Origin of the sequence: Pseudomonas psychrophila, from assembly GCF_001043005.1 — a bacterium.
GTDB lineage: Bacteria > Pseudomonadota > Gammaproteobacteria > Pseudomonadales > Pseudomonadaceae > Aquipseudomonas > Aquipseudomonas psychrophila.
This window is the reverse complement of sequence record NZ_JYKZ01000005.1, coordinates 56,883-71,492: the sequence shown is the minus strand read 5'-3', so window position 1 is coordinate 71,492 and position 14,610 is coordinate 56,883. Positions and strand designations below refer to the sequence as shown.

Below are 14,610 nucleotides of genomic sequence, written 5' to 3'. Positions count from 1 at the left end.
CGTGCATCGCGATAATGCTTAAGCCTGACGCTGCACCCTCTGCTCGTCTTGACCGTGCGATGCATCTTCTTCCTGCACCACAACGTCGATATCCCGTTCGTGGTCGAACACGGCCTGGGCGAGGTCTTCAGTGACGCGCATCTCGACCCCCACCGCTGACATTTGTGCCGCAGCGGTGAATGGCGCTGCTGTGACCGGCTCCGAACGCTTGCCGCGCCGCCACATAAACAGCAGCACCAGGCACACATTGAGCGCTGCCAACGCCCAGAACAACCCGCCTTCGCCGACCCGGGTCATTAACGGTGAAATCACCAGCGGGCTGATGGCAGACCCTAGCGAGTTGATCAGCAACAGGCCCTGGATCATGCGCACTATCGCCCCCGACGATGCCCGATCCGCTGCGTGACTGACTGCGACCGGATAAATCGCGAAAATACCGCCTCCCAGCAGGAAAAACGCCACGACCAGTAAGGGCGACCCCGGCGGCAGGAACAGGATGATCAGCGACAACACCGCGCAGGCAGCGCCCAACACGATCAGCACCAGATGCCTGTCCTGATGGTCCGACCAGCGTCCGACCGGGTATTGCAACAGCATGGCGCCGAGAATCACACAGGCCATCATGTGTCCGACTTCAGTCACGTCCATGCCGATTCGTTGCAAATACAGCGGAAGCAGCGCGTACACCGCAGCAATAGCGATGCCCGAGCCAAAACAGCCGATGACCCCGGTCGGCGTTGCACGCAGCAACTGCAGTGGCATTAGCGGTTCGGCCCGCTCCACAATGGGCGTCGCACGAGGAATCATCACAATGGGCAACAGGGACAGCGACGCCAGGATGGCCGCAATCATGAAGGGAATGGTGTCACCGGTTTGCGCGATGACGCCCAGGTTGACCTGCCCCAGCAGGCCAGCGCCGTATAGGGCAATCATATAAAGGGCCAACAGGCGTCCACGGATCTTGGGGTCGGCGGCCATCAACAACCAGCTTTCCACCACGAGAAACACGCCGACACTGGCCCAGCCCGTGATCAGGCGCAACACGAACCAGGTCCAGGGATCTGAAGTCATCCCCTGGAACAGAATCGTGGTGGCGATCAGGGCAGCGAAGCAGCTGTAGGCGCGGATATGCCCGATCCGCACAATCAGACGATCATTGAAGATCGAGCCCAGCGTCAGCCCGATGAAATACGCAGAAGAGACGACACCGACCATGGTGGCTGACTCGCCCAATGTGTCGAGTCGCAACGTCGTCAACGACGAAAGCATGCCGTTGCCGATACTGATGATAAACAGCCCAAGTAAAGGTGCCAGCGCCATCGCCAGCAGTTGGACAGACATAATTGACTCACGACCTCATTGATCAATGGAAAAGCCCGCGACAAGCAGGTGCAACCCTGCACGGGCAAAGACCGGGCCGGGATAAAAAACAGGTATGTGCGATTGAGCTTCGCTCGACGCCACCGTCATGGCGGGCGAGTTACAGGCAAGGTTCAAGGCATGCTGGACGCACACCCTGCAACTGACCGGGCATGCAAAACCAGGGCGCGCATGTTAGCCGCAGACACGTGCAAGTTGAAGACACGGCGATCTGATTTTTCAACGAATAGAGCCCAAAGACACACTATCGATGACGCAAAAGGCAAACAGCGCTGTATCCGGCCTGAAAAGGACTGAATCCCAACCCCGGGAAAACCCTCACCCGGCCAGAGAGCGGTGCCGCTTGATCCGGTACATATCGCCATCGGCATGGCTGAGCAGCGTATCGGCGTCCTCCCCGTCTTCAGGATAAAAGGCCACACCGATACTGCAGGACGGCATGTGCATCCCACCAAACTCGACACCCAGTGGCTCGGCCATGATCGCGTTGATCTGTGCGACTTTCTCCAGCACGACGTCCTGCGAGCGGATGTCCGTCAACAGCACCGTGAATTCATCACCGCCCATGCGCGCCACCGTATCCGTCTCGCGCACGCAACTTTCCAGCCGTCTAGCCACCATGCACAGCACACGATCGCCCATGGCATGCCCATAAATGTCATTGATGCCCTTGAAGTCGTTCATGTCCACAAACAGCAAGGCCAGCGTGCTTGTGCGCCGGTTCGCTGTGCGTATGGCGAGGTCCAGCCGATCATTGAACAGCGAGCGGTTGGTCAACTTGGTCAGCGGATCATGGTGGGCAAGGAAGCGCAATTCGTCTTCGGCCTCCTTGAGGGCCGTCACATCCCGCGCAACACCGATACGCGCGCCGACATCCTCGGACCAGAAGGCAGCCCAAAGAATATGCACGATGCTTCCATCCTTGCGGATATAGCGGTTGCGAAAATCAACGTGGGGTTGACCGTTCATGACCCTAACGATGGAAGCCCGTGTGGTCGCCAGATCATCGGGATGCATGTAGTCAGTGATCGCGGTTCCGGTCAGCTCTTCGGCACGGTAGCCGAGCAGTGCTTCGCAGGCATCACTCACAAATGCAATCTGGTTATCCCTGTCGACCACAAAAACCGTATCCAGCATCAGATGGATAAGTTTTGGGTAGAGCGCTTGAAGGTCGACGGGCATAGGGCTGAAAAGTCCGGTTGATCACACCTGTTGATCATAGCTTGATGGCAAATTAATGGCCAAATAATCCCTTGACCTGGCCCTTTTGGCACCTACAGGCCACGTGTTTGGGTCGAAAACTGCCAAACGGTCATCGCAGGTCATGTCCTGAAGAGAGGCCGCGCATAACGCTGACCTGCAGAACCTGCCCTTCCTGCCCCAATGCCACCGCCCGTGGCGGGGTAAATCAGCACCGAACTTTACTTGTATACAATCCATAATAATTCTGGTTACATAATTCCGCGCCTACGACCCCGGTAATCGCCGGTGCGTATTGCGAGGGTCAACTAAAAATGCAACCTCCACAGCTGCTCGAACCCATTGCGCGTGCTCCAAAAATGTCACCCAGCGCGCATTCCGATGCTTGCTTGAGCCATCACGGAAGAGGAAACCCGATGCCCAAAACTTTACTGGTCAAGAACGCCGAACTTTTGGTGACCATGGATGGAGAACGCCGGGAGATCAGGCGCGGTGGCCTGTTCATTGAAGACAACCTGATCACGCAAGTCGGCCCTACCGAAACGCTGCCTCAACAGGCCGATGTGATTCTGGACATGGCCGGTAAAGTAGTCATCCCGGGCCTGGTCAACACCCACCACCACATGTACCAGAGCCTGACCCGCGTTGTACCAGCGGCCCAGGACGGTGAGTTGTTCAATTGGCTAACCAACTTGTATCCAATCTGGGCAAGACTTACGCCAGAAATGATCGCCGTCTCGACCCAAACAGCGATGGCCGAGCTGATTCTCTCTGGCTGCACGACATCCAGTGATCATCTCTACATCTACCCCAACGGCTGCAAGCTCGACGACAGCATCCACGCTGCGGCTGAAATTGGCATGCGCTTTCACGCTGCCCGCGGCAGCATGAGTGTTGGGCAAAGCCTGGGCGGTTTGCCGCCCGACTCAGTGGTGGAGAAAGAAAGCTTCATCCTCAAGGATTCCCAGCGCCTGATCGAGAGCTATCACGACGCCAGTCATGGTTCGATGCTGCGCATGGTCGTGGCGCCCTGCTCACCCTTTTCGGTGAGCCGCGACCTGATGCGTGAATCTGCCGTACTTGCGCGTCAGTACGGTGTGTCGCTGCACACCCACCTTGCGGAGAACGTCAACGATATCGCCTATAGCCGCGAAAAATTCGGTATGACACCTGCCGAGTACGTCGAAGACCTGGGCTGGGTCGGCCACGACGTGTGGCACGCCCACTGCGTACAACTGGACCAGCACGGCATTGAACTGTTCGCCCGCACGGGCACCGGGGTCGCCCACTGCCCGTGCTCGAACATGCGCCTGGGCTCGGGGATCGCGCCGATTCGCAAGATGCGTGACCACGGTGTATCGGTGGGCCTGGGTGTCGACGGCTCGGCTTCCAACGATGGGGCCAGCATGATCGGAGAGGTTCGTCAGGCACTGCTGTTACAGCGTGTTGGTTTTGGCCCCGATGCAATGTCCGCTCGCGAGGCACTCGAAATCGCAACACTGGGCGGTGCCAAAGTGCTCAATCGCAACGATATTGGCGCGCTGGCGCCCGGCATGGTTGCGGACTTCGTGGCTTTCGACCTTGGCCATCTGGCCTATGCCGGCGCCCTTCACGATCCGCTGGCCGCCCTTGTGTTCTGCACCCCCACCCACGTTGACACCAGCGTGATCAATGGACGCGTGGTGGTAAAGGACGGCCACCTCACCACCGTCGACCTGCCCCTGGTGCTGGAACGCCACAACACACTGGCCCGCCAGTTGGTCAGCGGCGAGTAATCCGTTCACCCCGTTGCGCTCTGCACTGAGGGCAACGACGGGCTGCAACAGAGCCCAAAAACTCATCGAATGCGACTGAGAACGTGCTGTTAGACGCATCTAAAATAACAAAAGCGAGCTACTCACCATGACTTCTTCAGCTACATCTCGTCCAGAGGACGAAAACCTCGGTATAGGCCCCAACCTGGCCTATGGTCTACAACACGTGCTGACGATGTACGGGGGCATCATTGCTGTGCCCCTGATCATCGGTCAGGCTGCCGGCCTTTCTTCGGCCGATGTTGGCCTGCTGATCGCGGCATCCCTGTTCGCCGGCGGCCTGGCCACCTTGCTGCAGACACTTGGCATTCCCTTCTTCGGCTGCCGCCTGCCCCTGGTTCAGGGTGTGTCTTTCGCGGGTGTTGCCACCATGGTCGCCATCATCGGCAGTGACGGTGCAGGCGGGTTGCCAGTCGTGTTCGGGGCGGTCATTGTGGCGTCGTTGGTCGGGCTGCTGATCACGCCGCTGTTTTCGAGCATCATCAAGTACTTTCCGCCGCTGGTGACGGGCATCGTCATCGTCACCATCGGGTTGACCCTTATGCCTGTTACCGCACGCTGGGCCATGGGCGGCAACAGCCAGGCCGCTGACTTTGGCAGCACGGCCAACATAGGCCTGGCGGCATTCACCCTTGTGACCGTACTGCTGCTCAGCAAGTTGGGAAGCGCCAGCATTTCTCGCCTGTCGATTCTGCTGGCAATCGTCATCGGCACGCTGGTCGCATGGGCCTTTGGCATGACTGATTTTTCCAATGTGCTGAATGGCCCGCTGGTCGCACTGCCAGAGGTCCTGCACTACGGCATGCCTGAGTTCAGGATCGCGGCCATCCTGTCGATGCTGATCGTGATTATCGTGACCATGGTCGAAACCTCCGCAGACATTCTCGCCGTCGGAGAGATCATCGAGACCAAAGTCGACTCAAAACGCCTTGGCAACGGACTGCGGGCGGACATGATTTCCAGTGCCCTGGCGCCGCTGTTTGGCTCGTTCACCCAGAGCGCCTTTGCGCAAAACGTTGGTCTGGTCGCCGTAACCGGCGTGAAAAGCCGCTACGTGGTGGCAACCGCCGGGATGATTCTGGTGACTCTGGGGCTGCTGCCAGTGATGGGAAGACTGGTCGCCGCGGTGCCCACCGCCGTACTCGGTGGTGCTGGCCTGGTACTGTTCGGCACCGTCGCGGCCAGCGGCATCCGCACCCTGGCCCAGGTGGACTACCGTAACAACATGAATCTGATCATCGTGGCTACATCGATCGGTTTCGGCATGATCCCGATTGCAGCCCCATCCTTCTATCACCACTTTCCGACCTGGTTCGAGACCATTTTCCACTCCGGCATCAGCTCGGCAGCGATCATGGCCATCCTGCTCAACCTGCTGTTCAACCATTTGCGAGCCGGCAACTCCGACCAACAGTCGGTATTCGTCGCCGCCAGCGATCGCATCCTGCGCTCCCGGGACATCCGTTGGCTCAATGAAGGTGATGTGTTTCGCGATGGCAAGCTGTTCGATTGCAACGGCAAGGAAGTACCCATTGTAGAAGCCGACGAAAGCCATGATCACGCCTCGCCACCCCGTAAAAAGCACTTCGAGCAAGAACACTGATCAACCTTGAACCCAGGAAATCGGCGTAAAGATTTGCTGTCGCTTCAATACGGGCGTTGCTGAGAAGGGATCAGCACGCCCGTACCGCCCGCTTTCTCAGCAGCCGCTCAGCGCTACCTGCCGACGTTCGCCCACAAAGAAGAACGGCCGCAGGCGCACGCCCACGCTGTTGCCGATAAAAGCAGCTACGAGCCACACCCAGCCATGCAGGCTGCCCGAGGCGATGCCACTGAAGTACGCGCCGATGTTGCAGCCATACGCCAGACGCGAACCGTAACCGAGCAACAAACCACCGATCACCGCCGCCACCAGCGAGCGGGTCGGAATTTTCAGGCTGGGTGCAAAACGCCCGGCCAGGCCTGCGGCCAGTAACGCACCCAGCACAATGCCCAGGTTCATGACGCTGGTGATGTCTTCCCACACCGGTGCGGCCAAGGCTTTGGCATTGCCCGGCATCTGCCAGAACGCCCAGCTGCCAACATCGACACCCAACCCGCTGGCTGCCTTGGCGCCCCACAGTGCAAAGGCCGACGTAATGCCCCAGGGCCGCCCGGCCAGGGCCAAAGTGGCGTAATTGAGCAACGCCAGGCCAATTGCCCCCCATACCAGCGGCCACGGCCCCCGCAAGAAGCGGCGCAGGCCCTGATGTTCGCTGCTAACGCCCTCTTCCAGCTTGCCATGCCGGCCCTTTTCCAGCCGCACCGTCACCGCGGCAATGAGCGCGAACACGGCCAGACTCAATAGCAAAGCGGGAACCACACCAAAGGTTTTGACGATAGAGGTCGGTGCAAACGAGGGCAGCGCAAACCACCAGTCAACGTGGTGAGTGGCAATCAGCGAGCCACAGATAAAGAAAAACAGGGTGACCAGCATGCGCGCATTGCCGCCACCCACTGTGAACAGAGTTCCGGAGGCACATCCGCCACCCAGCTGCATGCCGATACCGAAAATGAATGCGCCGAACACCACCGAAATCCCGATAGGCGCCACCAGCCCAACCACAGGCTGACCAAACAAGGTGCCCGCTCCCAGCGCGGGGAAGAACAGCACCACCGCCACTGCCAGCATCACCATTTGCGCACGCAAACCCGCACCACGCCGATCATTGATAAACACTCGCCACGCCGAGGTGAATCCGAAGGCAGCGTGATAGAGGGTCAAGCCCAGTGCTGCTCCGACTACCAGCAACAGTACCTGGCGCGAGCCGACACTGTTTTGCAGGAACACTGCGCCAAACAACAGAAAGGCAAAAGCCACCAGTGGTGCCACAGACTTGCGCACAGGTGACATGGAAAGAGAACTGCTCATGAGGAATCTCGGTACCCAGGTGTTGGTTAATTGCGATGGCGGCGAGTATAAACCTGCGCGGCGGGCAATTGCTGTGTAACCGCGTGTAGTCGCTGACGAGGAACGAAGGCTGCGATAGGCGTCATGATGTTTTACGACTGCTTCGCAGCCGAACGCAGCCTCGCACGGCTCGTCAGCTGCTACGGTTTTCGCCACCCGTCCCGCTCCGTAGCAGTTGACGAGTAGAACGAGGCTACGTCCGGTTGCGTAGCGACCGCAAACCGGTACACGCGGTTTGCCTGATAAACCGTGGAAGCTGACTTTACGACTGCTTCGCTCCTCAGCGGCTACAACTACATCCCCAGCCAGTTCGGCAACGCAAGAGAAACAAACGGCACGTAGGTCACCAACACCAGGAACGCAAGCATCACCAGCAGCCAAGGCGATACGGCGCGTACCACGCGTGTGAGCGGCATGCCCGTGACTGCCGAGGTGACAAACAGATTGAGCCCGGTTGGCGGTGTGATCAGCCCGATTTCCATATTCACCACCATGATGATACCCAGGTGGATCGGATCGATGCCCAGCTGCATTGCGATCGGGAACAGGATCGGTGCAAGGATCAGGATGATCGCGGACGGCTCCATAAAGGTGCCTGCAACCAGCAGCACGATATTGACCACCAGCAGGAATTCAATCGGCGTAAAGCCCTGCTCAACCACCCAGGCAGTGATCGACTGCGGGATCTGCTCGGTGGTCAGTACGTGGGCAAACAGCATGGCGTTGGCGATGATGAACATCAGGACCACGCTCAGCTTGCCCGCTTCGATAATGACCTTCGGGCATTCACGGACGGTCATGTCCTTGTAGATGAAGATGGCCACAAAAGCAGCATAAACTGCGGCCACGGCAGCGGCTTCGGTCGGTGTGAACATGCCCGAATAGATACCGCCGAGGATGATCACGATCAACATCAGGCCCCAACCGGCCCGGCGGCCTGCGGTCATGATTTCCTTGAACGATGCCCGTGGCAGCGAGGGCATGTCTTTCACGCGGGCCATGATGTAGATGGTGACCATCAACACGAGACCCAACAGAAGGCCCGGCACGACACCGGCCATGAACAGCTTGCCGACCGAGGTTTCGGTGGCCGTGGCGTAGACCACCATGACGATCGACGGTGGAATCAGAATACCCAGGGTACCCGCGTTGCACACAATACCGGCGGCAAAGTCTTGCTTGTAGCCGGAGCGCACCATACCGGCGATAACGATCGAGCCGACCGCTGCCACTGTGGCTGGCGACGAACCGCTCAGCGCCGCAAACAGCATGCAGGCAAGGATCGCCGCGATGGCCAGGCCACCCTTGATATGACCGACGCAGGCGTTGGCGAAGTCGATCAGGCGACGGGCTACGCCACCGCTGGTCATGAATGCGCCGGACAACAGAAAGAACGGAATGGCCAGCAGCGTGTAGTGCTCGCTGGTTTCGAACAGTTTGATCGCCAGGGAACGAACCGAATCGTTACTGAAGAACAGGATGGTCATGGCCCCTGACAAACCCAGGGAAATCGCCACCGGAATACCGATAAACATCAGCACGAACAGGGCGACAAAAAGGAAGGCAATGGTCATTTTTCGGCCCCCGACTGGTCGTTTTCCGCCAGTTTGACGGCGTCATCCACTTCACTGTGCAAGCCCAGCCCCTGCTGTTTGCCTTGGGCGATACGGATGAAAATCTGCAGGAAACGCACGAACATCAGAGCAAATCCGATGGGCACGATCATTACGATTTGCCATTGGGCAATGCCGAAACGGTCCAGGTCTTCAGCACTGGTCCCGACCCCATACAAAGTAGCCACCCACTGCTCACTGGAGTACGCCATCAAGGCGCAGTAGCCCAGGCAAATGAGCACGGCAAGCATGGCCACACGTCTCTGGTTGGCAGGGTTGAACTGGCGCACCAGCAAGTCGACGCCAATGTGGGCGCCAATCCGCACGCCCCAGGCCAGCCCCACAAAGATCAGCCAGCCAAACATGGCCTTGGTCAGCGCTACGCTCCAGGTCATCTCCTGGGCGATGTATAGAATTTTGTCGCCGATACCGAGCATGGTTTCGTTGGCGAAGGGCAGCGAATCCCCCAGAGAGTAGAAAACGCCATAAAGGTTGTTGAACACCACGTACGCGAAAGTGACCAGGGTCATGCCTGCAAGCAGGAACGCCACCAGCATTTCTTCCGCGTGATTCCAGACACGAACGACTGCGTGCATGGGTTTCTCCCTTGATAGAGCGGTCGCAAAGCGACGTGTGGGACCGATGAAGTCAGGGCCGCCGTAAACGTAGCCGTTAGCAACCCCGCACGGGGTCGCCAACGACAATCGGGGTCTCAGCTACTTTTGTTGGCCAGCTCGGCGGCCTGGATCACATCAGGACCAATGGCGCCTTCGAACTTTTTCCACACCGGGCGCATGGCTTCACGCCACATCTCGCGCTGCTCAGGTGTAAGGGTGATGATTTCGCTGTTGCCGGAATCGGCAATCTTCTGACGGGAGTCCTGGTTCAGCTTCTCGGCCTGTTTGTTCACCTCCACCGTGACCTCGGCCATGACCTCATCCAGGGTGGTGCGTATTTCCGGCGGCAGGCTGTTCCAGAACTTGGTGTTGGTGATCACCATGTAGTCGATGGCGCCATGATTGGACTCGGTGAAGAACTTCTGCACTTCATACACATTCTGGCTCTCGTAGTTCGACCAGGTGTTCTCGGTGCCATTGACCACACCGGTCTGCAAACCCTGATAGACCTCGGCAAAGCTCATTTTGCGCGGCGCGGCACGCAAGGCCTTGAACTGCTCATCCAGCACGGCAGAAGCCTGTACCCGGAACTTCAGGCCGCGAGCATCCTTGGGTTCATGCAGGGCCTTGTTGGCAGACAACTGCTTCATGCCGTTGTGCCAATAACCGAGGCCGGTAAGGCCCTTGCCTTCCATGGACTTGAGCAAGGCCTGACCTTGCGGGCTCTGCTGGAAACGGTCGACCGCATCGATGTCGTCGAACAGGAATGGCAGATCGAAGATCTGGATCGGTTTGGAGTAGTGCTCGAACTTGGCCAGCGACGGCGCCAGCAGTTGCACGTCCCCCAGCAACAGCGCCTCCATTTCCTTGCCGTCACCGAACAGCGAGGAGTTCGGGTAGACCTCGACCTTGACCTGCCCTGGCAGGCGCTCCTCGGCCAGTTTTTTGAACATGAGCGCGCCCTGGCCCTTGGGGGTGTGTTCGGCGACAACGTGGGCGAACTTGATGCTGATGGGATCGGCCGCGCTCGCAAAACCTGCGAATAACGGAAGTGCGCAGACCAACGCCTTGAGGGTGTGCTTGAACATGGGTACATACCTCTTGTTGTTATAAGTTTGGTAGTGCCTGGTGTTGCCTTAGTGCTGCTTGAATCAGGCTGACGCAGAACCCGCCCGCCGCACTATTCGCCGTGCATGTTCGATCACCGGAGCGTCGACCATCTGCCCGTCAACCACGAATACTCCGTCAGCAGACTCAACCGCAGACAGAATCCGTCGGGCCCGGTCCAGCTCTTCATGACCGGGCATGTAGGTGTCGTGAATCAGTGCAACCTGAGTGGGGTGAATGCACAACAGGCCGCCAAACCCCATATCCCTGGCATCGGCAGCCATTTGGGTCATGCCCTCGATGTTTTTGATATCTGCAAATACGCTGTCCAGCGGCGGCGCCAGCTCTACCAGCCGGCTGTGCAGCAAAATGGCGTAGCGGGCCTGATCGAGAATTCGCTGCGCTGCGACGCTGGTGCTGCTCAAGCCCATATCCAGGCCAAGGTCCAGTGCACCGAAAGTCAATCGCTCGATCCCGGCTGCCCGGGCAATGGCAGGTAACTCAAGCAAGCCCCTGGCACTTTCGATGATTGGCCAAACGGGTTTGGCGCACGCCGCAGCCAGTTCAACCTGCGCAGCACTTTCGGCCTTGGGCAGCACGACCGCCACTACACCCGGCTGGCGACGGCACAACTCCAGATCGGCCGCCTGTTGCTCATGATGCGGCGCATTGATACGCACCAGGACCCGTGCCTGTGGGTTGGCATCAAGAAAGGCGTCCAGATTGGCCCGTGCCTGGACCTTGAGGTTTTCTGCAACGGCGTCCTCAAGGTCGACGATGACCGCATCGGCGCCGCTTTCCAGCGCCTTGGCAATCCGCTCGGGGCGGGTAGCCGGTACAAACAACGCTGAACGAATGATTGTTCTGTTCATGAAAGTGCTCCGTGCCGAGGTGCGAGGCGCGCGCCTCACACCGCTCCTTGTTGATGGAGGCGCTGGATGTCCGTTGCTCCGTAGCCCAGCTCATTGAGCAGGCTGTCGGTGTGCTCGCCCAAGTGCGGCACTGGATCCATTCGTGGTTCAAAAGCGAGATTGCGACCCGGTGGCAGCAGTGCTGGCAGCTTGCCGGCCGGACTGTCCACCTCGCGCCAGCGGTCACGGGCCTTAAGTTGCGGGTGGGCCCAAACCCCTGCCATGTCGTTGACATGGGCGTTGGCAATCGACGCCGCGTCGAGCCGTGCGATGACTTCATCGGCGCTCATGCGGGCAAATGCCTCAATGATGATGGCCCGCAGTTCGGCACGATTGTCCGAGCGCCGCGCGTTTGCATTAAAGCGTATGTCGTCCGCCAGCTCCGGCTGCAGCAACACCTTGTTGCAGAACTGCTGCCATTCACGTTCGTTCTGCAGGCCAAGCATCACCGTACCACCATCCCCTGCCGGAAACGGCCCGTAGGGGTAGATTGTGGCGTGGGCGGCACCGGCTCGCGGAGGTGGGGCGGCACCGGCTCGCGGAGGTGGGGCGGCACCGTTGAAGGCGTAATACATCGGGTAATTCATCCACTCCACCAGGCTTTCCAGCATCGACACATCAATGCGGCTACCCTCCCCCGTCTTGTCCCGCAACAGCAGTGCCGAGAGCACACCGGTGTAGGCGTACATGCCCGCCGCAATATCGGCAATCGAGCAGCCGGCTTTGGCCATGTCGTTTTCGCCCGGTCCGCCGGTAACGGACAAAAAGCCGCCTTCGCTCTGGATCAGCAGGTCGTACGCCTTTTTCTGTTCGTAGGGTCCGCCCTCCCCGTAGCCAGAAATATCGCAGACGATCAATCTGGGGAAACGCTCATGCAGGGCTTCAAAAGACAGCCCCATGCGCTGGGCGGCTCCCGGCGCCAGGTTCTGCACCAAAACATCTGCCGTGGCCAGCAGCTTGTCGAGCACCTCTCCCGCGTCCGGCTGTTTGACGTTCAGGGTCAGGCTTTCCTTGGAACGGTTGGTCCAGACGAAGTGCGAGGCCAGGCCATTGACCCGCTCGTCATAGTCACGGGCGAAGTCACCGGAACCCGGGCGTTCGATCTTGATCACTCGCGCCCCCAGGTCGGCCAGCTGACGGGTGCAAAACGGTGCCGCGATGGCGTGTTCCAGACTCACAACAGTGATGCCGTCCAGCGGGCGGGGTTTGAATGCCGTGTCGTTCATGATGCAGTCCCTGCAGGTGCGGCAGTGCGGGTCAGCACGTCCAGGTTGTCCAGATGGCGCAGGTGCCAGACCAGCTCCACAAGCCCCGTCGCCTGCTCGTCGCTGCACGCTCCCGAGAAGGCCAGCAGGCGGCGAAACTTGTCCTCCAGCTCGGCGCGGCTCAGGGTGTTGCCCGGATCGCCCTTGGGCTCATCGATGCTGCCGGACACCGTCCGGCCCTGCACCGTCGTCACCTCCACACGGCCCAGCCAGCGCTGCGGGTAGGCGCCGTCGACGTGCTCGTCCAGCACCATGCTTACCTTGTCGCGAAATGCCCCGATGCGTGGATCGGTCAACGCGTGTTGATGAAACTCGGGCAATCCGGCCTTGCCGTAAACGGCGATCAGGCCCAGCACCGTGCCCATTGAGAATTTGGCCTGGTGAACGGTCTGTGGCACCTGCACGCGCCCCAACACGTCGATGGCGCCCTGATGGACCCGCGTGATCACGCGGGCAATGTCTTCGGCCCGCAGATTTTCGCGCTGCATCACCTCCAGCAGGGCATCCGCCGCCGGGTGCGTGTGGCGGCACGAGGCATGAAACTTGAACGAGGTTTCAATCAACGCCCAGCGGCTGCCCAGGCTGTCGGACAGGCAAGCCGGGTTGGCATCGCTGGACATTCCGGCAGCCATGCCCTGCTCACCTTCAAGAATGTTTTTCGCGCCGCTCAGCCCTTCTGCGGTCAAGTAGGCCGCCAACAGACCGTCCGCTGCCGCCTTGGCGGTGTGCAGCTGCTTGGAGTCTGCTGCATCTCGCAAAAACTCCCACAGGCCCGCCGCCTGGGTGCCCGCGGTGCCAAGCAGATGGGTGAACTGCTCCTGATTGAAATCCATCAACTTGCCCACGCCAACGGCTGCCGCCAGGGTGCCGACGGTGGCCGTGGTGTGAAAGATGCGGTAGTGCGAACGGCCAAGGAACTCACCTATTCGAATACCGGCTTCGTAACCGGCGACTGCCGCAACGATCAGTTCGCGGCCGGACTTGCCCAGATCCTGTGCCGCGGCCAGAACCGCCGGGAACACCACCGTCGCCGGATGCAGCACGGAGCTGTTGTGCAGGTCGTCTTGCTCCACCAGGTGCGAGCTGGCACCGTTGACCAGCGCAGCGAAATACGCGGAGCTGGTCTTGCCGCTGACCAGGATTGTGGCCGGTCCACTGACCGGGCCCATCATTGCCGCATAACGCTCGAACAACGGGATCGGATGTGAACCCTGGCTGGCCAGGGCCGAGCCCAACCAGTCAAGAAACAGGTCTTCGGTACGGCTGATAACGGCTTCGGGCAACTGCTCGTAGTGCAGGCTGGCCAAAAACTCAGTGAGCGCTTGAGTGTGCTGACTCATGAAGCGATCTCCATGGAATTCGAAAGTTCGATCAGATTGAGGTCCGGATCGAGCAGGTAGATCGAGCGGATCGGTCCCCGGGCACCCGTACGCATGACCGGGCCTTCCAGAATGTTCACGCTGTGGGCGTGCAAGTGCTCGATAACGGTGTCCAGTCGGTCGTTGACGATGAAACACAGATCGGCCGACCCCGGCAGCGGATGCGTTGCCTTGGGCTCGAACTCGGCACCTGCCTGGTGCAAGTTGATTTTCTGCTGGCCGAACGACAGGGCATGGCGCCCCTGACCAAACACTACCGGCTGCATGCCCAGTACACGGCTGTAGAAGTCCAGACTCACGGGAATATCACGCACCGTCAGTACCAGATGGTCGAGATGGCTGATCTGCATGTTCAATCTCCGTTTAGGCTTCGG

General features: G+C 59.6%; 12 protein-coding genes. 2 read left to right on the top strand and 10 right to left on the bottom strand.

Going from position 1 to position 14,610, the window contains the following annotated elements:
* Positions 1-18: 18 nt before the first annotated feature.
* Positions 19-1,341 (bottom strand): MFS transporter, encoded by a 1,323-nt coding sequence (locus tag TU76_RS13615; protein WP_048351842.1) that lies wholly within the window; start codon positions 1,339-1,341, stop codon positions 19-21.
* A gap of 357 nt (positions 1,342-1,698) precedes the next feature.
* On the bottom strand, positions 1,699-2,562 hold the full coding sequence (locus tag TU76_RS13610; RefSeq protein WP_019826376.1) for a sensor domain-containing diguanylate cyclase: 864 nt from the start codon (positions 2,560-2,562) through the stop codon (positions 1,699-1,701).
* A 434-nt stretch (positions 2,563-2,996) separates the two neighbouring features.
* On the opposite strand from TU76_RS13610, the gene TU76_RS13605 reads away from it, so the two are divergent.
* Complete coding sequence (locus tag TU76_RS13605) at positions 2,997-4,355, top strand: 8-oxoguanine deaminase (RefSeq protein ID WP_046810592.1); 1,359 nt, start codon at positions 2,997-2,999, stop codon at positions 4,353-4,355.
* A gap of 127 nt (positions 4,356-4,482) precedes the next feature.
* A complete protein-coding gene (locus TU76_RS13600; protein ID WP_037032450.1) occupies positions 4,483-5,997 on the top strand; it encodes a nucleobase:cation symporter-2 family protein in 1,515 nt (504 codons plus the stop codon).
* A 96-nt stretch (positions 5,998-6,093) separates the two neighbouring features.
* Here the strand turns inward: TU76_RS13600 and TU76_RS13595 are convergent, their stop codons facing one another.
* The 8 genes from TU76_RS13595 to TU76_RS13560 form a co-directional block, all read right to left on the bottom strand.
* A complete protein-coding gene (locus TU76_RS13595) occupies positions 6,094-7,305 on the bottom strand; it encodes a YeeE/YedE family protein (RefSeq protein WP_048351841.1) in 1,212 nt (403 codons plus the stop codon).
* A gap of 332 nt (positions 7,306-7,637) precedes the next feature.
* Positions 7,638-8,918 (bottom strand): C4-dicarboxylate TRAP transporter large permease protein DctM, encoded by a 1,281-nt coding sequence (gene dctM / locus TU76_RS13590; protein WP_048351840.1) that lies wholly within the window; start codon positions 8,916-8,918, stop codon positions 7,638-7,640.
* A complete protein-coding gene (locus TU76_RS13585) occupies positions 8,915-9,553 on the bottom strand; it encodes a TRAP transporter small permease (protein WP_048351839.1) in 639 nt (212 codons plus the stop codon). The genes dctM and TU76_RS13585 overlap by 4 nt, the downstream gene beginning before the upstream one ends.
* A gap of 116 nt (positions 9,554-9,669) precedes the next feature.
* Positions 9,670-10,662 (bottom strand): TRAP transporter substrate-binding protein, encoded by a 993-nt coding sequence (locus TU76_RS13580; protein WP_019826365.1) that lies wholly within the window; start codon positions 10,660-10,662, stop codon positions 9,670-9,672.
* A gap of 63 nt (positions 10,663-10,725) precedes the next feature.
* Positions 10,726-11,553, bottom strand: a complete 828-nt coding sequence (locus TU76_RS13575; protein WP_048351838.1) for an HpcH/HpaI aldolase/citrate lyase family protein — start codon at positions 11,551-11,553, stop codon at positions 10,726-10,728.
* Positions 11,554-11,588: 35 nt separating this feature from the next.
* Positions 11,589-12,818 (bottom strand): CaiB/BaiF CoA transferase family protein, encoded by a 1,230-nt coding sequence (locus TU76_RS13570; RefSeq protein ID WP_048351837.1) that lies wholly within the window; start codon positions 12,816-12,818, stop codon positions 11,589-11,591.
* A complete protein-coding gene (locus TU76_RS13565; RefSeq protein WP_048351836.1) occupies positions 12,815-14,197 on the bottom strand; it encodes an MmgE/PrpD family protein in 1,383 nt (460 codons plus the stop codon). The genes TU76_RS13570 and TU76_RS13565 overlap by 4 nt, the downstream gene beginning before the upstream one ends.
* Complete coding sequence (locus tag TU76_RS13560; protein WP_048351835.1) at positions 14,194-14,586, bottom strand: VOC family protein; 393 nt, start codon at positions 14,584-14,586, stop codon at positions 14,194-14,196. The genes TU76_RS13565 and TU76_RS13560 overlap by 4 nt, the downstream gene beginning before the upstream one ends.
* Positions 14,587-14,610: the final 24 nt, after the last annotated feature.

Coding starts and splice junctions, on each gene's coding strand:
- TU76_RS13615 (WP_048351842.1), bottom strand. CDS start 1,341: ATGTCTGTCCAACTGCTGGCGATGGCGCTGGCACCTTTACTTGGGCTG.
- TU76_RS13610 (WP_019826376.1), bottom strand. CDS start 2,562: ATGCCCGTCGACCTTCAAGCGCTCTACCCAAAACTTATCCATCTGATG.
- TU76_RS13605 (WP_046810592.1), top strand. CDS start 2,997: ATGCCCAAAACTTTACTGGTCAAGAACGCCGAACTTTTGGTGACCATG.
- TU76_RS13600 (WP_037032450.1), top strand. CDS start 4,483: ATGACTTCTTCAGCTACATCTCGTCCAGAGGACGAAAACCTCGGTATA.
- TU76_RS13595 (WP_048351841.1), bottom strand. CDS start 7,305: ATGAGCAGTTCTCTTTCCATGTCACCTGTGCGCAAGTCTGTGGCACCA.
- dctM (WP_048351840.1), bottom strand. CDS start 8,918: ATGACCATTGCCTTCCTTTTTGTCGCCCTGTTCGTGCTGATGTTTATC.
- TU76_RS13585 (WP_048351839.1), bottom strand. CDS start 9,553: ATGCACGCAGTCGTTCGTGTCTGGAATCACGCGGAAGAAATGCTGGTG.
- TU76_RS13580 (WP_019826365.1), bottom strand. CDS start 10,662: ATGTTCAAGCACACCCTCAAGGCGTTGGTCTGCGCACTTCCGTTATTC.
- TU76_RS13575 (WP_048351838.1), bottom strand. CDS start 11,553: ATGAACAGAACAATCATTCGTTCAGCGTTGTTTGTACCGGCTACCCGC.
- TU76_RS13570 (WP_048351837.1), bottom strand. CDS start 12,818: ATGAACGACACGGCATTCAAACCCCGCCCGCTGGACGGCATCACTGTT.
- TU76_RS13565 (WP_048351836.1), bottom strand. CDS start 14,197: ATGAGTCAGCACACTCAAGCGCTCACTGAGTTTTTGGCCAGCCTGCAC.
- TU76_RS13560 (WP_048351835.1), bottom strand. CDS start 14,586: ATGCAGATCAGCCATCTCGACCATCTGGTACTGACGGTGCGTGATATT.